This is a genomic window from Shinella sp. AETb1-6 (genome assembly GCF_009826875.1).
GTDB lineage: Bacteria > Pseudomonadota > Alphaproteobacteria > Rhizobiales > Rhizobiaceae > Shinella > Shinella sumterensis.
The window spans coordinates 327,490-346,090 of sequence record NZ_WUMM01000001.1 but is presented as its reverse complement, the minus strand read 5'-3'; the positions used below and the strand labels follow the sequence as shown (position 1 = coordinate 346,090).

The following is an 18,601-nucleotide window of genomic DNA, read 5'->3' as shown; positions in this document are numbered from 1 at the left end:
GCCCGCTCCAGACTACTTCCCGCCCCGGATATCCGAGAGCGTACGCATCGGCGTGATCGCTTCCGGGTCGAGCTTCACCTCGATGATCGCCGGCTTGCCGCTGGCGCGGGCGCGCAGGAAGGCCGGCGCGAAGTCTTCCGTTTTCTCCACCGTCTCGCCATGGCCGCCATAGGCGATGGCGAGTGCCGCGAAGTCCGGGTTGGTGAGGTCGGTGGCGCTGACGCGGCCGGGATATTCCCGCTCCTGATGCATGCGGATCGTGCCGTAGATGCCGTTGTTGACGACGACGGTGATGATCGGCAGGCCATAGCGCACGGCGGTCGCGAATTCCTGGCCGTGCATCATGAAGCAGCCATCACCGGCAAAGCAGACGACCTCGCGCCCGGGAAAGAGCTGCTTGGCGGCGACGGCGGCCGGCAGGCCGTAGCCCATCGAGCCGGAGGTCGGCGCGGCCTGCGTGGCGAAGCGGCGGAAGCGGTGGAACCGATGCACCCAGGTCGCGTAGTTGCCCGCGCCGTTGGTGAAGATCGTGTCCTCCGGCGTGTTTTCCTCGATCCACGCCATGATCGGGCCCATCTGCACGTCGCCCGGGCCCGTCATCGGCGGCGTCGACCACTTCAGATAGGCCTCATGCATCGCTGCGGTGCGGGCCGCCCAGCGCGGGGCGGTTTTCGGAGCGAGACCGTCCAGCGCGGCGACGAAATCGTCGGGCGCGGCGCAGATGGCGAGGTCCGGCCGATAGACACGGCCGAGTTCGGACGGATCGGGATAGACATGCACCAGCGTCTGCTGCGGATAGGGGCTTTGCAGCAGGCTGTAGGTGGATGAGGGCATTTCGGAATAGCGGCCGCCGAGAAGCAGGACGAGGTCGGCTTCGCGGATCTCCTTGCCCAGCGCCGGGTTGATGCCGATGCCGGAATCGCCGGCATAGTTCGGATGCAGGTGATCGAACAGCATCTGCCGGCGGAACGAGCAGGAGACCGGCAGCGACCAGCGCTCGGCGAAGGCGGCGACATCCGCGACGCTCTCCTGCGACCAGCGCGTGCCGCCGAGAATGACGAGCGGTCGTTCGGCTTTTTCGAGCAGGGCGGCGAGTTCGGCCATCTGTCTTGGGCCGGGATGGGCTTCGACCGGCATATAGGCCTTCGCGTCCACGGCCTCGACCGCGTCCCTCAGCATGTCCTCCGGCAGGGCGAGCACGACGGGGCCGGGGCGGCCGGAGGTCGCGATGGCGAAGGCGCGGGTCACGAATTCCGGGATGCGGCGGGCGTCATCGATCTCGGCCACCCATTTCGCCACCTCGGTAAAGGCGCGGCGGTATTCCACCTCCTGAAAGGCTTCTCGTTCGCGCGCGTCGCGCTGCACCTGGCCGATGAACAGGATCATCGGGATGGAATCCTGCCGGGCGATGTGCAGGCCGGCAGAGGCATTGGTGGCGCCCGGTCCGCGCGTGACCATGCAGATGCCGGGTTCGCCGGTAAGCCGGCCCCAGCAATCGGCCATCATCGCCGCGCCGCCCTCCTGGCGGCAGACGAGCACGTCGATATCGGTATCATGCAGCGCATCGAGCACGGCGAGATAGCTTTCGCCCGGAACACAGGCAACGCGTTTCACGCCATTGGCAACGAGGGCATCGACGATCAGCTGGCCACCGGTCTTCATGCGTTTTTCTTTCCCGTTTCAAGGATGCCAAGTTCGGCCATCACGGCCTCGGTGTGCTCGCCGAGCCGCGGGCTCGGCCTGTCGTAGACGAGCGGCGTGCCGGAAAAGACGATGGGCGTGCGCACGCCGGGAATGACGTTGCCGTCCGCATCCGGCAGGTCGACACGCAGGCCGCGCGCCTTGACCTGCGGATCGTCGAAGGTCTCGGCAATCGAATTGATCGGCCCGGCGGGCACGCCGTCCCGCTCGCAGGCGACCAGGAGCTCGGCCTTGGCGATGGTCGCCGTCGCGGCGGTGACGCGGCGGCGCACCTCGTCGCGGTTTGCGACACGCGCGCGGTTGGTGGCGAAGCGCTCGTCGTCCGCCATGCCTTCGAGCTTCAGGATGCCGCAGAGCTTGCGGAACTGCCCGTCATTACCCACCGCCAGAATGACATGTCCGTCCGATGCCGGCACGACCTCGTAGGGCGAGATATTGGGATGGGCGTTGCCGAGCCGCGTCGGCGCCGTGCCGGAGGCCAGGAAATTCATGTTCTGGTTCGCCATCACGGCGGACTGCACGTCAAGCAGCGCCATGTCGATGTGCTGGCCCTTGCCCGTCTTCATCACATGGATGAGGGCGGCCTGGATGGCGGTGACGGCATAGATGCCGGTGAAGATATCGGCGATGGCGACGCCCGCCTTCATCGGCTCGCCGTCCGGCGCGCCGGTGACGGACATGAAGCCCGACATGCCCTGCACGATGTAATCGTAGCCGGCGCGTGCGGCATAGGGGCCGTCCTGCCCGAAGCCGGTGATCGAGCAGTAGATGAGCTTCGGGTGCCGTTTGGCGAGGCTCGCATGGTCGAGCCCGTATTTCACGAGGCCGCCCACCTTGAAGTTTTCGATCACCACATCCGCCGTGGCGATGAGGCGGTGGACGGTGTCGCGGCCTTCCTCGGTCTTCAGGTCGACGGCGATGGAACGCTTGCCGCGGTTGGTGGAATGGTAATAGGCGGCCGACAGGTTTTCGCCGTCCTTGCCCGTCACGAAGGGCGGGCCCCAGGCACGGGTATCGTCGCCGCCATCCGGGTTCTCGATCTTGATGACATCGGCGCCCAGATCCGCCAGCATCTGCCCGGCCCAGGGGCCGGCAAGGACCCGCGCCAGTTCGATGACCCTGATGCCGGCAAGCGGCAGGTTCGACTTGTCCATGGTGCACTCCTCCGCGATGGCCGCATGCATGCACCCATCGGGCTTTTCGCCTGTTTTCCCCTGGATAACAAAAAGCCCGCGGGCCGCATAGCGGCGGGGACATGGCAGGTGATGACGGCTCAGACTGACTTGATGCCTGCCGCGCGCGCCGCATTTTACTTTCGTCAGATCGGCGTGTTGACCGTCGGGATGGTGGCGGTCTTGCCGACCTGCCGCTCGCGCCAGATGACATAGAGGCCCGAGCCGATGATGATGGCGATGCCGAGCCATTTAATGGCGTCGGGCAGATGATCGAACACCCACCAGCCAAGCACCGTCGCCGAGACGATCTCCAGATATTGCAGCGGCGCGAGCGTCGAGGCCGGCGCGGAGCGGTAGGCATAGACCCCGAGCACGCCGGCAATGGTGGCGGCGATGGCGGCGCCGGCAATGTAAAGCGTGTTCTTGAGGTCCGGCATGACCGGGGTCAGCATGCCGATGCCGAGGCTGTTGCCGACGGCAAGCAGCAGGCCGGCGAACAGCGCACCCCAGAAGCCGGCATAGAACTGCATGGACCAGGGATCCTCCTTCTGGGCAACGAGCCGTGTCAGCAGAAAGAAAAGGGCCAGCGAGAACGCCGCGACGACAGGCATCAGCGCGATGAGGCCCACCTCCTGCAGACTGGGCCGGATGACGAGCAGCGAGCCGAAGAAGCCGACGGCGCAGGCCGTGTAACGCCGCCAGCCGATGGTTTCCTTCAGCACGATCGACCCGAGGATCGTCAGGATGATCGGCTCGACGAAGAAGATGGCAATGGCATCCGCCACCTCCATGACGGCGAGCGCCGTGACGAAGCTGATCATGGTGATCGCCATGAGCAGGCCGCGGGCCGCATGCAGGCCCATCTTGCGCCAGGTCACATCCAGCAGGGTGCCGCGCATCAGGCAGATCGGTGCCAGCACCACCATCTGGAAGAGCAGGCGCACGAAGGTGATCTCGGTGGCCGGCACGGCGGTGACGGCGAGCTTGGCGAAGATATCGATGACCGGGGACACCAGCACCGAGAGAACCATGAGGAAGAGGCCGAGGCTGACCTCGTTGCGCAACGGCATTACGGCAGACGTGCTCATGCGGCTTCGGGGCTCCGGCGCTTGGTCTCCGCCACGCGCCGGCACCAGCCGGCAAAGGCGTCCACGGCCGGGTCGCGCAGGGGCGCAATCTCGTTCAGCGTCTCGTGGCGCATGCCGGGATAGACTGTTGTCGTCACGTCCTCAAGCCGCGATTTTTCAAGTCGCGCTGCGAAGGCGCGCGTCGCCTTGCCGTTCTCCGTCGCCGGATCCTCACCGCCGCCGACCAGGTGGATCGGCAGGGATTTCGGCAGGCGGCCGAGCCCTTCGGCGGACGCATCGGCGAAGGTGACGGCGAAAATGTCGAGCCACATCGAGACATTCACATCGAAGCCGCAGAGCGGATCGGCGATATAGGCATCCACCGCGGCGGCATCGTGCGACAGCCAGTCGAAGGGCGTGCGCGCGCCGGCGATGCGCTTGCCCCAGGCGCCGAAGGTGAGGCGGGGCAGGATGCCGCTCGGCACATCGGACCCCTTCAGCATGCGCTCCGCGGCCAGCACGACCTGCGCGACCCGCCCGGCCAGCCCCGGCTCCAGGTTGGAATTCCACACGGCCAGCGCATCGATATCGCCGGGACGCGCCTCGGCATAGGCGAGCGCCAGCAGGCCGCCCATGGAGTGGCCGAACAGCACGACGGGCAGGCCCGGATGCCGGCCGATGGCCAGGTCGCGGACCGCGCGCATATCCTCCAGCACGCGGTCGATGCCGTTCTTCGGCGCGAACTGGCCGCGCGGCGCATCGCGCGCCGTTGTATGGCCGTGGCCGCGATGATCGTGTGCATAGACATGGAATGCCTCGTCCGCCATGCGCGTCGCGAAGGCGTCATAGCGGGCGCTGTGTTCGGCAAGGCCGTGGCTCAGGAGCAGGATGCCGCGCGGCTTGCCGCGCGCCGGCGCATGGCGCAGCGCAAGCGTCGCACCGCTCGGGCTGTTGAGCGTCTGGACTTCGGAAAACACGGCCATTCCTCCCGTTTGTCTAGAGGTCAACGTGATTTGCGCAGGAAAGACAATGGGATGCGACGTGTATTTTCGTCAACGCTCGCGTTTATCGCGATTTTCATTCTCTGGGGTTGCATTTTCATGATTTTTGGTTGCATATGATCTTGTTTTGTTCTCATCAAGGGAGCCCGTCATGAAGACGATCGTCGCCTTGCCTGTTCAGGCCGCATTATCCCTGTTCATCGCCTGCCTTCTGGTTTTCGCGCCGGCCGCCGCATGGGCGCAATCCGTGCCCGCCAAGGGCGGCACGCGAGAGGTCCTGTCCGTCGGCTGGCAGGCCGGCTATTGCGCGGCGCGGCCGAAGAGCAAGGGCTGCATCGGGTTTTCGGCTTCCACCGGAGCGGCGCAACGCTTCTCGCTGGTCGGCCGTTTCCAGCCGCGCAAGAGCTATTGCGGCGTCGAGGCCGCGCTCACGCAGAAGGCGAAAAAGGGGACATGGACCGATCTGCCCGAGGTCACGCTCGCATCGGCGACCAGAGACCGCCTTACGGCCGCCATGCCGGCCGTGCGATCCGGTTTCGACCGCAGGCTTTGGCTGAAGAGCGGCAGCTGCGTCGCGGCGTCGGCGGAAGCCTATTATGCCCGGTCGCTGGACCTGCTCGACCAGCTCAACGCATCGCCGGTGCTGACGGTCTTTGCCGGCAAGGCCGGCGGCACGGTCACGCTGGCGGAGGTGCGCAAGGCCTTCGATGCCGCCTTCGGCTCAGGCGCCGGCGAACGTGTGCGCCTGACCTGCCGCAAGACCGGCAACCGCACCGTGGTCACCGGCCTGACCATCGGTATCGCGGCCGGCGAGGGGGCGCTTCCAGCGCTGATCGCAGACGCCAAGCCCACGACGTCGCGGTGCACGGAGGGTTGGACGGGCGCGGCGACGGCCGACAGGGCGGTCCTGCAATAGACGCCGGCCGATCGCATGGGGCTGTATGCGCTGGCTTCAAGAGATTGCCGCGGGCGGATAATTCGCCTACATAGCGGGCAAATTTGTCCGACCCGGAGCGCGTTTGCATGGCACGTCAATTCATTTATCACATGTCGGGGCTCAACAAGGCCTACGGCGCCAAGAAGATCCTCGAGAACGTCAACCTGTCCTTCTACCCGGATGCCAAGATCGGTATCCTCGGTCCCAACGGTGCGGGTAAGTCGACCGTTCTGCGCATCATCGCCGGCAAGGACAAGGAATATACCGGCGAAGCTTGGCTCGCCGAGGGCGCGACCGTCGGTTACCTCGAGCAGGAGCCGCAGCTCGACCCGGCCAAGACCGCCTTCGAAAACGTGATGGAAGGCGTGGCCGACAAGCAGGCCGTGCTCGACCGCTACAACGAACTGATGATGAACTACTCCGACGAGACGGCGGACGAGGGCGCCAAGCTGCAGGACATCATCGACAGCCAGAACCTCTGGGACCTGGAGCAGCAGGTCGAGATGGCGATGGAGGCCCTGCGCTGCCCGCCGAAGGATGCCGATGTCACGGTGCTGTCGGGTGGTGAACGCCGCCGCATCGCGCTCTGCCGCCTGCTTCTGTCGCAGCCGGACCTGCTCCTGCTCGACGAACCGACCAACCACCTCGATGCCGAAACCATCGCGTGGCTGGAAAAGCACCTGCGCGACTATCCCGGCGCCGTGATGATGATCACCCACGACCGCTACTTCCTCGACAACGTCACGGGCTGGATCCTGGAGCTCGACCGCGGCCGCGGCATTCCCTACGAGGGCAACTATTCCGCCTACCTGCAGGCCAAGGCCAAGCGCATGCAGCAGGAGTCGCGTGAAGAAGCCGGCCGCCAGAAGGCGCTGTCGCGCGAACAGGAGTGGATCGCCTCCAGCCCGAAGGCCCGCCAGGCCAAGTCCAAGGCCCGTATCAAGGCCTATGAGCAGCTGGTCGATGCCGCCGAGAACATCCGGCCCGGCGACGCGCAGATCATCATTCCGGTCTCCGAGCGCCTCGGCAACGTCGTCGTCGAACTGGAAGGCATCAAGAAGGGCTTCGAAGGTCGCACGCTGATCAACGACCTGTCGATCAAGCTGCCGCCGGGCGGCATCGTCGGCATCATCGGGCCGAACGGCGCGGGCAAGTCGACGCTGTTCAAGATGATCACCGGCCAGGAGCAGCCGGATGCGGGGTCCATCCGCATCGGCGACACCGTCCATCTCGGCTATGTCGACCAGAGCCGCGACACGCTCGACCCGAACAAGACCGTCTGGGAGGAAATCTCCGGCGGCGCGGAAGTCATCAAGCTCGGCAAGTTCGACATGAACAGCCGCGCCTATTGCGGCGCCTTCAACTTCAAGGGCGGCGACCAGCAGCAGAAGGTCGGCAATCTCTCGGGCGGCCAGCGCAACCGCGTACACCTCGCCAAGATGCTGAAGGCCGGCGGCAACGTGCTGCTGCTCGACGAACCGACCAACGACCTCGATACGGAAACGCTGGGTGCGCTGGAAAGCGCGCTCGAAAGCTTCGCCGGCTGCGCGATCATCATCAGCCACGACCGCATGTTCCTCGACCGTCTCGCAACGCATATCCTCGCCTTCGAAGGGGATGGCCATGTCGAGTGGTTCGAAGGCAACTTCGAGGACTACGAGCAGGACAAGGTCCGCCGCCTCGGTCCCGATGCGCTCAATCCGGGCAGCCAGGCTTACAAGCGCCTGACGCGCTGAGCCTGCTGCCGCCACGTTTGAAAAACCCCGGTTCTCCGGGGTTTTTCTTTGCCGTCGATAATGGGAAGATCCGTATCCGGCCGGGCGGCACGCCGCCGGTCCTGCGACGATCAACGGTGGGGCGGGTTTGCGCGGGGCAGGTTCCTGTGGATTGGCTCTTGCAAGCAGCGGATTAATCACATAAACATATCTTTATGTCTTGATTGGAAAAGCCATGGGCGACGCGCAGAAACTCGGACTTGATGACATCGTGGAGATCCTGAAGGCCGCCGGCGAGCCGACGCGCCTTCGTCTGCTTGCGCTGCTTTCCCATGGCGACCTGACCGTGACGGATCTCACCGACATTCTCGGCCAGTCCCAGCCGCGCATCTCGCGTCACCTGAAGCTTCTCGCCGAAGCCGGGCTTGTCGATCGCTATCAGGAGGGGGCATGGGCCTTCTTCCGGCTCAGCCAGGGCGGCGCGGCCGTGGCGCTGGCGCGCCAGCTGCTTGAGACGGCCGATGGGGCGGACGCGGTTCTGGCGCGCGACGACGAGCGGCTGCGGGTGCTGAAGAAGGTGCGGGCCGACAAGGCGCAGGCCTATTTCAGCCGCAACGCGGCCGACTGGGACGCGATGCGCCGCCTCCATGTCAGCGACGCGGAGGTGGAGGCGAAGCTTGCCGCGATGATCGGCACCGAGCCGGTCGATGCCTTCCTCGACCTCGGCACCGGAACGGGCCGCATTCTCCAGCTGTTCGCAGGGCTCTACCAGCGCGGCGTCGGTGTGGATGCCAGCCGCGACATGCTGGCGGTGGCGCGCGCCAATCTCGACCGCGCGGGCATCACCAAGGCGTCCATCCGCCACGGCGATATCTTCAACCTGCCGCTCGAGCGCGACGAGTTCGACGTGGTGACGATTCATCAGGTGCTGCACTTCCTGGAGGAGCCCGAGGCGGCGATCGCGGAAGCGGCGCGCATGCTCGCACCCGGCGGCCGCCTTGCCATCATCGACCTCGCGCCGCACGGGCTGGAGCACCTTCGGAACGACCATGCCCATATTCGCCTCGGTTTCTCGCACCAGATCCTTGCCGACTGGCTTGAGAAGGCAGGGCTCGCCGTCGAGGAGATCGTCGATCTGAAGCCCGCGCATTCGGCCGCCGATGCGCTGACCGTGACCATATGGCTTGCCCGCGACCGGCGTGAACCGGCGGCCGGCAAGATCGCCATCCGCAGAAGGAGTTGACATGACCAAGGCGACCGACAATGCGTCCCGGGGGCCGTCCCGCAGCGACATCCGCCTGTCTTTCGAGTTCTTCCCGCCCAAGACGGCGGACGCGGAAAAGCAGCTCTGGGAAACGGCCACGCAGCTTTCGGCCTATGATCCGGCCTTCCTGTCGGTGACCTATGGTGCCGGCGGCTCCACCAAGGTGCCGACGCTGGCGACGGTGCGCCATCTGCTCGGGATGGGGTTGCCCGCGGCCTCGCATCTCACCTGCGTCGGCGCGACGAAGGAAGAGGTCAACGCCGTCGTCGCGGAGTTCCAGGCCATCGGCGTCAAGCATTTCGTGGCGCTGCGCGGCGATCCGCCGGGCGGCGTGGGCACGGCCTACCAGCCGCATCCGGGCGGCTATGCCAATGCGGCGCAGCTGGTCGCTGGCCTGCGCGGCCTTGCCGATTTCGAAGTCTCCGTCTCCGCCTATCCGGAAAAGCATCCGCAAAGTGCCGATGTCGCGGCCGATATCGACATGCTCAAGCGCAAGGTCGATGCGGGCGCCACGCGCGCGCTGACGCAGTTCTTCTTCGACAACGACCAGTTCGAGCACTACCTGGAGCGCGTGCGCCGCGCGGGCATCACCATTCCGGTCGTGCCGGGCCTGCTGCCGGTGCACAATCTGGCGCAGGTCCAGAAATTCGCAGGCATGTGCGGCGCCACGGTGCCGGCCTGGCTTGCCGAGCGCCTGTCGCCTGTCGACGACAAGCCGCAGGAGCGCACGGCCGTCGCCGTCGAACTTGCCGTGCGCCAGCTCGAGGATCTCATTTCGCGGGGCATCGACGAGTTTCATTTCTACACGATGAACCGCGCCAATCTCGTCTCCGCGGTCTGCGACGGCGTGGGCCTTGCGAAGGTCGACCGCCGTCCGGCTGCCGGCGCCGCGGCCTGACCAAACGCCGCCTCATTCCCCGAAACGAAAAATGCATGGCAACCGTCTCCGGGCCATGCATTTTTTCAAAAGGTTCCGGCAGGGATTTCTTGTTGTAGCCTGCCGCTCTGGTTGCGCTTGATCGCCTCAGATGAAGATCATCGTTGCGACGAAGAGGAATGCTGCACTGATCATCAGAACATTCAAGGAATGTGTGAGTCCCATGGCGACCTCCTTGCGTTAACGGTTCGATATTACGACCGAAAAAACCGGATTGAAAAGGTGTTTTGTTGCTGCGATGCAACATCGGTCCTGCGGCAGTCGGTTATTCACAGGCCTAACATATTGTAATTTATGCGCAAAAGCACTCGCCACAAAAAATTCACAATCCCTACCAAATGACGAATGCCGGCAATGTTCATTTACCAGTGTGGCGCAACCGTGGCGTCGAAGGGCTGCGTATTTCGCAAAACGGTGCTGAAAGCCCTTTGTTCCCCGGGGGGTATTAACGTTTTGGAAACCGGGCGAACAGGCGGCCGTCGAGAACCACGAGGCCGAGCAGGACCAGCGCCATTCCCAGCATTCCGAGCGGCGTCAGCCGTTCGCCCAGGAAGACGGCGCCGAGCAGGATGGCGCTGGGCGGCACGAGCAGGGTGACGAGAGAGGTGTTGGTCGCGCCGGCCGCCGCCATGATTCGGAAGAACAGGATGTAGCCATAGGCCGTGGAAAGGAGCGCCAGCGCCAGAACGGCAAGGATGGCGCCGGTTGGGGGCAGGGGAAGCTGCCAGGGGGCGTCGAGGGCGAGCGAGACCGGCAGCATGAGCAATGTGGAGGCCGTCAGCTGCCCGGCCGCGATGACCGGCGGGGCGGTGCCGCGGAAACGCTTGCCGTAGGTCGCAGCGAAACCGTAGGACACGGCGGCGAGCACGGGCAGGACGACGGCCCAGAGCGGCGGGCCGCTGTCGCCGGTGAACGGTGCGAGCGCACGCGGGCCGATGAGGACGGCGGTGCCGGCAAGGCCGATCAGGCACCCGGCGATCTTTGCCGGCGACAGCTTTTCGTCCGCGGTCATCCGGTTGGCAATCAGCACGGTGAAGATCGGCGTCGTCGCGTTGAGGATGGAGGCGAGGCCGGCGCCGATCTGCGTCTGGCCGAGAAAGATCAACATGTGCGGCACGGCGTTGTTGATGAGGCCGAGCAGCAGGAACGAGCGCCAGCGGGCGCGCAGCGTGGCGTAGATCGAAAAGCGGCCGGCGATGTAGATGTGCAGGGCGACGGCGGCGATGGCCACGCGCAGCAGGACCAGCGTGGCCGGCGGCACGTAGGGCACCGCGACGCGCGCGAAGAAGAACGAGCCGCCCCAGATGAGGCCGAGCAGGCTCAGGAGCCCCCAGGTGGCTGCAGACATGCGTGTCAAAGCCGTTGATGCCTGCTGTGCCATCGATTGTTCCAGGTGCCGGGACGAGAACGAAGCGGCGCTGCCGGGATGGGCCGGCAGCGCCGCTCAGGTCTTGCAAGTCCTAGCGCAAGGGATGGCGCTGCGCCACCCGATTTCGTCAGAGTGCGGCCAGCAGTGCAGGCGTCGCCCAGCCATCGGCGGGCATGCCGAGGCGCAGCTGTTCCTTCTGGATCGCCGCGCGCGTGCCGGAGCCGAGAATGCCGTCGATCTTGCCGACATCGTGGCCATGGGCCTGGAGCTTCGCCTGAAGCTCCTTCATGGCGTCTTCGGACAGGCCTTCGTCGGGCGTGCCGCGCTCATAGGGCGGGGCACCGGCCAGGCGCGTGGCAAAATAGGCCGCCGACGTCGTGTAGATGAAGGACTGGTTCCAGGCGAGGTAGATGTTGAAGTTGGGATAGGTGATGAAGGCGGGTCCCTTGCGGCCCTGCGGCAGCACGAGCGAGGCTTCGAGATTGCCGAAGGCGGTATCGCCGTCGCGCGGCTTCACGCCGAGGGCGAACCAGTCCGACGCCTTCATGCCCGGCTGAAGGCCGGTCTTCTCGAAGGGCAGGACATCGGGAACGGATACTTCCTGAATCCAGGGCTGCCCCTTCACGAAGCCGAGATGCTGGATGAACTTTGCCGCCGTCAGGATGGCGTCGGGCGCGCTCTGCTTGACATTGACGTGGTTGTCGCCATCGCCGTCCACGCCGAACTCGATGATATCCTTCGGCAGCATCTGCACCTGACCGATCTCGCCGGCCCAGGCACCCGTCGTGCCGTTCGGGTCGAGGTCGCCGTGGCCGACCATCTCGATGGCGGCGATGAGCTGCGGGCGGAAGAGTTCGGGGCGGCGGCAGTCATGCGAGAGCGTGACCAGTGCGTTGCGGGTGTTGAAATCGCCCTGCACCGCGCCGAAGTCCGTTTCCATGGCCCAGAAGGCGGCGATGACGGGGCCGGGCACGCCGAATTCCTGCTCGGCGCGGCCGAACACGGCCGCAAGGTCGTTCAGCTTCTTGCGGCCGATATCGAGGCGCGACTGGCTGACCGTGCGCTTGGAGAACTCCAGGAAGGTCTGGCGGAAGACGCCCTGCGCGCGGTCGCGCGACAGGACCTTCTGGTCGATGGCGGCGCCGGCAAGCGCGCGGTCGGCCACGTCGGCGGAGACACCGCGCGTGAGCGCTTCGGCCTTCACGCCCTCCAGGAAGGCGCCGAGATCGCCGCCGCAGGCCGCTGCCGTCTGGGCCTGCGCGCCTCCGGCCAGCAGGAAGGCCGTCAGGCTCGCCGCGAGTGTCGTCTTCAGGTTCTGCCGCATCTGGTGCTCCTTGAGTGCGCTGCCCTTCTCAAACATAGGGCTGTAACATAGGGCCGGCTGTCTCAGATGAATGTGACGGAAGCAAGAAGAAAAAGGCAAGCCCGCAGGCTTGCCGCGATTTCCATTGTGCGTGTTGCGCGCTCAGCGGGAAACGGAGGCGACCCACTTGTTCCAGTTCTTCGCGGAACCGGCGAAGACGTTGATATCGGTGTTGCCGGAAATGCCGGGCACGACGCCGGTCGAGGTATATTGCCAGAAGGCCCATTTGCGCGCGGGGTAGATGTTTTCCGGGTGGTTGGCGACGGAGCGCAGCCAGAAGTGATAGCCTTCGAAATGGCCGACGAGATTGTCGCGGTGGAAATCCACGGTCGTATAGATGATCGGCCGCTTGCCGTAGTGGGCTTCGAGACGATCCATAAAGCGTTTCAGCACCGTGCGCACCTCGTCTGCCGGCGGCCGCAGCTTGCAGGTCGGTGAGGCGGCGTTCCACTCGGCGTCCAGCACGGGCGGAAGGTGCACGGCCTCCTTCGGCACATTGGCGATGAACCAATCCGCCTGCGCATCCGCCGTCGAGCAGAAATAGTAGAAATGGTAGGGCGCGTGGGCGACGCCCGCGGCCTTTGCGCCGCGCCAGTACTCGGCGAAGCGGCTGTCGAGACGATCGGTGCCTTCGGTGGCCTTCAGGAAGGCGAAGGAGACACCGCCGGCCTTGGCGGCGCGCCAGTCGATATCGCCGTTCCACTTGGAAACGTCGATGCCGTGGACTTCATGGCGATGCGGGTTGCGCGCGCCAAAATCCTGCGGATCCTTGTCCTCGAAGCGCGGCGGAACGGACGCGGTGACCCCGAGATCGTAGTCGGTGGTGGAGCAGGCTGTGGCGAGAAGGGCGAGCGGCAGGAGGGCCAGAATGAACCGACGCATGAGTGTCCCGTGGTTGCGCGTTTACCGATCCTGCCTCGAAAGGGGCCGAGCGTAAAGAGCAGCGCGCGAGACGGGTCAACGACCTGTCGCATATCCTGGTAAAATTACGGTTAGCGGAGCGTTAAGCCGGGGCGACGGGTCGCCCCGGCTTCAACCTCAGAACTTCATGCTGACACCCACCATGACGGAGTGCGTCTTGAAGTCGCCGCGCACGCCCGCCGCATCGAAGACGTCGGACTTGCCGTAGTCGCTGTAGCGATATTCAACACGGCCGACCACGGAATCGGTGAAGGCCTGTTCGACACCGGCACCGATCGTCCAGCCATGGAGCGTGTCCTTTTCCCGAACGCCGGTCGTCTCGTTTTCCAGAGCGGCGTTGGTGAAGGCGTAACCGCCCGTGCCGTAGATCAGCGTACGGTCGATGGCGTAACCGAGACGCGCCCGGACCGAACCGCCCCAGAGGGTCTCTGTCTTGAACGTATCGCCGCCAACGTCGAAGCGGTCGTCGTTGAAATCATGCTTCACGTCGGCTTCGACACCGTAGACGAAGCCGTTGTTGAAGAAGTTATAGCCGGCATAGGCACCGACGGCCCAACCGTTGAGGTCATGGTCGAACAGGGACGCGCCGGTCGCGGCCGAGGAGTAATCGGCTCCGGTCCAGCCGTAGCCGGTGTTCACACCGACGTAAAAGCCGCCCCAATCGTAGACGCCGGCGACTTCCGTGATCGGCGTTTCCACAGGCGGTTCGGCGACCGCCATATCAGCGGCAAAGGCCGGCAGGGCGCCAGCGGTAACGATGATGCCTGCGGCACCGAGGATCATGGATTTCATGTAAGGGTCCTTCCCACTCTATGGTCGCGCGAAGCCCCGCACGCGAATGACAACACCCCCCAAACGCCTCACGGCCGGCTTGGTTCCGAGAAAAATTCTCCCCGTGAATTCTTGTGGTGCGGACGCCAATACACTCTTAACACTCTGTCATCCTTTGTCGGCTAGAACCGTCATGCGCCTCGATGTGGCTGGGCGCGTCTGTTGTCATGATAACAACGGTTTAGGGTGCATGATGTTCAAAACCTTGTCGCCAGGGATCGAGCGGCGCTATGCGCTGGCCGGATCGGTCTTCGGTGCCTTCCTGCCAACAATCTGCCTGGTGGCGGATCACGTCACCCGAACCGAGATGCAGGAAAGCCTCTTCAACCTTTCGGCGCCGACCGCGACGGCGCTGGCGCTGATGCCCGTCTTTTTCGGGGTGGGATTCTACCAGATCGGCCGATCCAAGGCGCAGCTGATGCGCGAGCTCAACCAGCGGCGCCAGACGGAGCGGCTGTTGGCGCATGAGGCCCATCACGATCGCCTCACGGGGCTTTCGAACCGATCCTGTCTCGAACGCGATATCCTGGCCCTCGTTGAGGCGAGCGGAAAGGGCGCGCACGCTGCGCTGCTGCTTCTCGATCTCGACCGCTTCAAATTCGTCAACGACAGTCTCGGTCACGATGCGGGCGATCTTCTCCTGGCGACAATTGCCGGCCGGCTGACGCATGTGCTTTCCCCGGCTGCGCGGGTGTATCGGCTGGGTGGCGACGAATTCGTCGTGACGATCCCGGGTAGTCCTTCGCAGGGCAAGATCGAGGACGTCTGCCGCACCATCTGCCGTCTTTTCGATATGCCGATGGACCTGAAGGGGAAGCGCGTGACGAGCGGCTGCAGCATCGGGGTCGCGTTGATCGCCGATGGGAGCAGCACGGCAGCGGAACTGCTGAAACGAGCGGACGCCGCGCTCTACCAGGCCAAGGCCATACCGGGAAACAGCTACCGCTTCTTCGATGCGGCACTTGCCGCCGACATAGCGGCGGGTGCGGCCATCGAACGCGATCTCGCCCGGGCAATCGATGCGGAGGAATTCTTCCTCGAATACCAGCCCATCGTCGGCGTCGAAAGCGGTTCGGTCCGCGCCTTCGAGGCGCTGCTGCGCTGGCGGCACCCGCAGAAGGGCATCACCGTCCCCGACGCCTTCATTCCCGCCGCGGAGAAGACAGGCCTCATCCTGCCCCTGGGGAACTGGGTGATGCGCGAAGCCTGCCGTCAGGCCAGCGGATGGCCGGCCCCCACGGGTGTCGTGGTCAATGTGGCGACCGCCCAGTTCCGCGACAGGGCGTTTGTGGATCATGTCATGCATTGCCTGACCGAGACCGGACTTGCACCCGGCCGCCTCACCGTGGAGGTGACGGAATCGGTGTTTTCGACGGATGACATGGCCGTCCGCGAGGGGCTTCGCGCGCTGCGTGCCCACGGCGTTCGCGTCGCGCTCGATGATTTCGGCCTCGGCTTCTCGTCGATCAACAACCTGCGCACATTCCCGATCGACCAGTTGACCGTCGACCGCTCCTTTGCCCGCGCGATGATGGAGAACAAGCGCGAGGCCGACCTCGTCGACATCATTCTCAAGCTCGGGCAGGCCTTTCAGGTGACGACGACGGTGAAGGGTATCGAGTCGGAGGAGCAGCTCGACTTCATCCGCCAGCGTGGTGCTTCCGAGGCGCAGGGCTATCTGATCTCGGCGCCGGTGCCCGCATCGGAGGTACCTGCAATCCTTGAGAGGCCGAAAAGCCGGCTTTCGGCCTGACTGTCACGTCTTCGAAAGGTCTTTCCATGACGGTCAAATCCTGATTGTGTCCGCAATGAAAGGAGAGGCTGCATGAGACGATTCTACAGGCGTCTGGCCTGGACGATCTCCGCGCTCGCATTGTTCATGGCGGTCGCGGCGAGTTGGCTCATCGTTTCGCCGCCGGCACTGCTCAGCGTCGGCTCCGGCTATGCCGCCAAGATCGTCTGCTCCAACACGTTCATCGCCGGCCGCGACCCTGTGGCTGTGTTGAACGAGGACGTGCAGGCACCGGGCCATCCGCTGCTCAAGCTCATGCGGCAGGACGTCGATCTCCAGGAAAAGACCGTGACGACCCGGCTTCTCGGCCTTTTCGCACCCGGCTATGCCGCATGGCATGCGGGCTTCGGCTGCACGGGGGTGCCGGACGGCGACTTTCAGGCGGCGCGCCAGGCCGTCTCCGATGTGGCTCTTGCCTCCATTCCCGTGGGCGATCCGGCCATTGCTTGGCCGGAAGGCGAGGGCGTGGCGCAGGACGGGCGCATCGCCGCCCTGCTTGCCGATCCGGAACTGACAGGGCCCGGCATGCGGGCGGTGGTCGTCGTGCATGACGGCCGGATCGTGGCGGAAACCTATGGCCCGGGCTTTTCGGCGCAGACACCGTTGCTCGGCTGGTCCATGGCGAAGTCGGTCAATGCCGCGCTCCTCGGCAGGCTGATGCAGGCGGGCGCGCTGTCTCCGCGGATATCAGGCCTGTTTCCCGAATGGCAGGGCGATGCGCGCTCCGCCATCACGATCGCCCAGCTGCTCGCGATGGAAAGCGGGCTTGCCTTCAATGAGAGCTACGGCTCCGTCACCGATGTCACGCGCATGCTCTTCCTCGAGCCCGACATGACGCGTTACGTCATCTCGCTGCCGATGCAGGCCAATCCGGGCGAGGTCTTCAACTATTCCAGCGGCACGTCGATGCTGCTGTCGCGTCTGTGGATGAGTGCGGCCGGCGGACGGGCGCAGGCGCTTTCCTTTCCGTCGCGGGCGCTGTTTGCGCCGCTCGGCATGGCGAGCGCGGTTCTGGAGCCGGACGAGACGGGCATCTTCGTCGGCTCTTCCTACATGTATGCCACGGCGCGCGACTGGGCACGCTTCTCGCTTCTGCTGCTGAACGACGGGGTCTGGAAGGACAGCCGCCTGCTGCCCGCCGGATTCGTGACCGCCATGGCCACGCCGACGGAGGCCTCACGGGGCGCCTACAGCCATATGCAGACCTGGACGAAGGGGCCGGGCGAAAAGACCGACGCGGAATACGGCCTCCCGCCGGGCTCGTTCTGGATGCTTGGGCATGACGGCCAGTCGGCCGCCATCGTGCCGGCCCGCGGCCTTGCGGTGATCCGGCTGGGTCTGACGCCGTCGAAACTCGGCTATCGGCCCCAGCCGCTGGTCAGGCGCATCCTCGATGTGCTGGATGCGTCGGGCGCTAAGGCGGATCAGCCGCCGACCTGAGCGATCCAGTCGTTGAGGTTGTAGGTGTTGGTGATGCGCGCGACCTTGCCGTCGCGGATTTCGAAGAAGGCGCCGGCGGGCAACACATAGGTCTGGCCGTTGGCTTCCGGCAGGCCCTCGTCCGTTGCAAGATACTGGCCGTTGACGACGAATTCGGCCGCACCGCGCGTGCCGTCCTCGTTCGACATGATGACGATGTCGGTCAGCGTTTCACGATAGCTGCGGTTCATGTGCGCCATGAAATCGCGGAAGGCGTCCTTGCCGACCTGACGTCCGCCTTGGTTGATATCGTGGACAACCTCATCATGCAGGAGGTCGAAGAAGGCCTCCATGTCCTGCCTGTTGAAAGCGTCGTAATAGGCGCGGATTGTCTCTTTTGCTGGCATGTCATCCCTCATATCTTTATCTCCTGGCCGAAGCCGCCCGACTTATAGCACTGTTCAAGCCTCTGGGAACATTCGCGTATCATGCAGATCAAGATTGTCCATGGCGATGCCGTGACGCCCCACATCGCCGACCTTGCCCGCCTGCGCATCGCGGTGTTCCGCGCCTTTCCCTATCTCTACGAGGGCAGCGAAGACTACGAGGCCTCCTACCTCGCGACCTATGCGAAATCGCCCGAAAGCCTGTTCGTGCTGGCGCTCGACGGGGACCGTATCGTGGGCGCTTCGACGGGCGTGCCGATGACGGATGCGTCCGGTGAATTCAAGGCGCCGTTCATCGATGCGGGCATCGATCCGCAGACGGTGTTCTATTTCGGTGAATCCGTGCTGCTGGACAGCTATCGGGGCAGGGGGCTCGGCGTGCGTTTCTTCGAGGAGCGCGAAGCCTATGCGCGGCGTCTGGGGCGGTTCGACTGGTGTGCCTTCTGCGCCGTCGAGCGCCCGGCCGATCATCCGCTGCGCCCGGCCGGCTATGTGCCGCTCGATGCATTCTGGGGCAAGCGTGGCTATGAGAAGCGCGCGGACCTGCGCACCATGCTGTCCTGGCAGGATATCGGCGAGGCCGAGGAGACCGAAAAGCCCATGACGTTCTGGCTGAAGCCGGCGCTCTAGCTTTTTGTTTTTTCACATTGTCCGACGCCGAAG

At 65.0% G+C, this 18,601-nt stretch carries 16 protein-coding genes; 7 read left to right on the top strand and 9 right to left on the bottom strand.

All coding sequences use genetic code 11. The features are described 5' to 3' along the window. Nucleotides 1-12: 12 nt before the first annotated feature. From GR158_RS01610 to GR158_RS01595, 4 genes are all read right to left on the bottom strand, one after another. Complete coding sequence (locus GR158_RS01610) at nt 13-1,662, bottom strand: thiamine pyrophosphate-binding protein (protein ID WP_160869536.1); 1,650 nt, start codon at nt 1,660-1,662, stop codon at nt 13-15. Continuing rightward, entirely contained in the window at nt 1,659-2,855 is a 1,197-nt protein-coding gene (locus tag GR158_RS01605; RefSeq protein WP_160869534.1) for a CaiB/BaiF CoA-transferase family protein, read from the bottom strand. The genes GR158_RS01610 and GR158_RS01605 overlap by 4 nt, the downstream gene beginning before the upstream one ends. 164 nt (nt 2,856-3,019) lie before the next feature. Next, nucleotides 3,020-3,964, bottom strand: a complete 945-nt coding sequence (locus tag GR158_RS01600; protein ID WP_160869532.1) for a DMT family transporter — start codon at nt 3,962-3,964, stop codon at nt 3,020-3,022. Continuing rightward, nucleotides 3,961-4,920 (bottom strand): alpha/beta hydrolase, encoded by a 960-nt coding sequence (locus GR158_RS01595; RefSeq protein WP_160869530.1) that lies wholly within the window; start codon nt 4,918-4,920, stop codon nt 3,961-3,963. Before GR158_RS01595 ends, GR158_RS01600 begins: the two co-directional genes overlap by 4 nt. Nucleotides 4,921-5,095: 175 nt before the next feature. Here GR158_RS01595 and GR158_RS01590 point away from each other — a divergent pair, with 175 nt between their 5' ends. From GR158_RS01590 to metF, 4 genes are all read left to right on the top strand, one after another. Beyond that, nucleotides 5,096-5,860, top strand: a complete 765-nt coding sequence (locus tag GR158_RS01590) for a ribonuclease (RefSeq protein ID WP_160869528.1) — start codon at nt 5,096-5,098, stop codon at nt 5,858-5,860. Nucleotides 5,861-5,967: 107 nt separating this feature from the next. Continuing rightward, a complete protein-coding gene (gene ettA / locus GR158_RS01585; protein WP_134651147.1) occupies nt 5,968-7,617 on the top strand; it encodes an energy-dependent translational throttle protein EttA in 1,650 nt (549 codons plus the stop codon). Nucleotides 7,618-7,831: 214 nt separating this feature from the next. Then, nucleotides 7,832-8,839: a metalloregulator ArsR/SmtB family transcription factor gene (locus GR158_RS01580; protein WP_160869526.1), complete on the top strand. Its 1,008-nt coding sequence runs from the start codon at nt 7,832-7,834 to the stop codon at nt 8,837-8,839. A 1-nt stretch (nt 8,840) separates the two neighbouring features. Continuing rightward, the gene (gene metF, locus GR158_RS01575) at nt 8,841-9,758 is read left to right on the top strand and encodes a methylenetetrahydrofolate reductase [NAD(P)H] (RefSeq protein WP_160869524.1); all 918 of its coding nucleotides are present in this window, start codon (nt 8,841-8,843) and stop codon (nt 9,756-9,758) included. Nucleotides 9,759-10,242: 484 nt separating this feature from the next. On the opposite strand, the gene GR158_RS01570 is transcribed toward metF, so the two are convergent. The 4 genes from GR158_RS01570 to GR158_RS01555 form a co-directional block, all read right to left on the bottom strand. Beyond that, nucleotides 10,243-11,178 (bottom strand): DMT family transporter, encoded by a 936-nt coding sequence (locus GR158_RS01570; RefSeq protein ID WP_160869522.1) that lies wholly within the window; start codon nt 11,176-11,178, stop codon nt 10,243-10,245. Between the two features lie 115 nt (nt 11,179-11,293). Continuing rightward, nucleotides 11,294-12,490: a lytic murein transglycosylase gene (locus tag GR158_RS01565; protein WP_160869521.1), complete on the bottom strand. Its 1,197-nt coding sequence runs from the start codon at nt 12,488-12,490 to the stop codon at nt 11,294-11,296. 141 nt (nt 12,491-12,631) lie between these two features. Next, entirely contained in the window at nt 12,632-13,411 is a 780-nt protein-coding gene (locus tag GR158_RS01560) for a GH25 family lysozyme (RefSeq protein ID WP_134651137.1), read from the bottom strand. 156 nt (nt 13,412-13,567) lie between these two features. After that, on the bottom strand, nt 13,568-14,242 hold the full coding sequence (locus GR158_RS01555) for an outer membrane protein (RefSeq protein ID WP_160869519.1): 675 nt from the start codon (nt 14,240-14,242) through the stop codon (nt 13,568-13,570). 232 nt (nt 14,243-14,474) lie between these two features. Here GR158_RS01555 and GR158_RS01550 point away from each other — a divergent pair, with 232 nt between their 5' ends. Together GR158_RS01550 and GR158_RS01545 are read left to right on the top strand one after the other, a co-directional pair. Next, nucleotides 14,475-16,034, top strand: coding sequence for a bifunctional diguanylate cyclase/phosphodiesterase (locus tag GR158_RS01550; RefSeq protein ID WP_160869517.1), 1,560 nt, complete (start codon nt 14,475-14,477; stop codon nt 16,032-16,034). Nucleotides 16,035-16,106: 72 nt separating this feature from the next. Beyond that, complete coding sequence (locus GR158_RS01545) at nt 16,107-17,513, top strand: serine hydrolase (protein ID WP_160869515.1); 1,407 nt, start codon at nt 16,107-16,109, stop codon at nt 17,511-17,513. Here the strand turns inward: GR158_RS01545 and GR158_RS01540 are convergent. Then, the gene (locus tag GR158_RS01540) at nt 17,498-17,899 is read right to left on the bottom strand and encodes a ketosteroid isomerase-related protein (protein WP_160869513.1); all 402 of its coding nucleotides are present in this window, start codon (nt 17,897-17,899) and stop codon (nt 17,498-17,500) included. The two genes, GR158_RS01545 and GR158_RS01540, sit on opposite strands and share 16 nt — an antisense overlap. 81 nt (nt 17,900-17,980) lie before the next feature. Here GR158_RS01540 and GR158_RS01535 point away from each other — a divergent pair, with 81 nt between their 5' ends. Beyond that, the gene (locus GR158_RS01535) at nt 17,981-18,568 is read left to right on the top strand and encodes a GNAT family N-acetyltransferase (RefSeq protein WP_160869511.1); all 588 of its coding nucleotides are present in this window, start codon (nt 17,981-17,983) and stop codon (nt 18,566-18,568) included. The last annotated feature ends 33 nt before the right edge of the window (nt 18,569-18,601 follow it).

Excerpts from the sequence above, each read along its gene's own strand:
- GR158_RS01610 (WP_160869536.1), bottom strand. The coding sequence starts at position 1,662 with ATGAAGACCGGTGGCCAGCTGATCGTCGATGCCCTCGTTGCCAATGGC.
- GR158_RS01605 (WP_160869534.1), bottom strand. The coding sequence starts at position 2,855 with ATGGACAAGTCGAACCTGCCGCTTGCCGGCATCAGGGTCATCGAACTG.
- GR158_RS01600 (WP_160869532.1), bottom strand. The coding sequence starts at position 3,964 with ATGAGCACGTCTGCCGTAATGCCGTTGCGCAACGAGGTCAGCCTCGGC.
- GR158_RS01590 (WP_160869528.1), top strand. The coding sequence starts at position 5,096 with ATGAAGACGATCGTCGCCTTGCCTGTTCAGGCCGCATTATCCCTGTTC.
- ettA (WP_134651147.1), top strand. The coding sequence starts at position 5,968 with ATGGCACGTCAATTCATTTATCACATGTCGGGGCTCAACAAGGCCTAC.
- GR158_RS01580 (WP_160869526.1), top strand. The coding sequence starts at position 7,832 with ATGGGCGACGCGCAGAAACTCGGACTTGATGACATCGTGGAGATCCTG.
- metF (WP_160869524.1), top strand. The coding sequence starts at position 8,841 with ATGACCAAGGCGACCGACAATGCGTCCCGGGGGCCGTCCCGCAGCGAC.
- GR158_RS01570 (WP_160869522.1), bottom strand. The coding sequence starts at position 11,178 with ATGGCACAGCAGGCATCAACGGCTTTGACACGCATGTCTGCAGCCACC.
- GR158_RS01565 (WP_160869521.1), bottom strand. The coding sequence starts at position 12,490 with ATGCGGCAGAACCTGAAGACGACACTCGCGGCGAGCCTGACGGCCTTC.
- GR158_RS01560 (WP_134651137.1), bottom strand. The coding sequence starts at position 13,411 with ATGCGTCGGTTCATTCTGGCCCTCCTGCCGCTCGCCCTTCTCGCCACA.
- GR158_RS01555 (WP_160869519.1), bottom strand. The coding sequence starts at position 14,242 with ATGAAATCCATGATCCTCGGTGCCGCAGGCATCATCGTTACCGCTGGC.
- GR158_RS01550 (WP_160869517.1), top strand. The coding sequence starts at position 14,475 with ATGTTCAAAACCTTGTCGCCAGGGATCGAGCGGCGCTATGCGCTGGCC.
- GR158_RS01545 (WP_160869515.1), top strand. The coding sequence starts at position 16,107 with ATGAGACGATTCTACAGGCGTCTGGCCTGGACGATCTCCGCGCTCGCA.
- GR158_RS01540 (WP_160869513.1), bottom strand. The coding sequence starts at position 17,899 with ATGCCAGCAAAAGAGACAATCCGCGCCTATTACGACGCTTTCAACAGG.
- GR158_RS01535 (WP_160869511.1), top strand. The coding sequence starts at position 17,981 with ATGCAGATCAAGATTGTCCATGGCGATGCCGTGACGCCCCACATCGCC.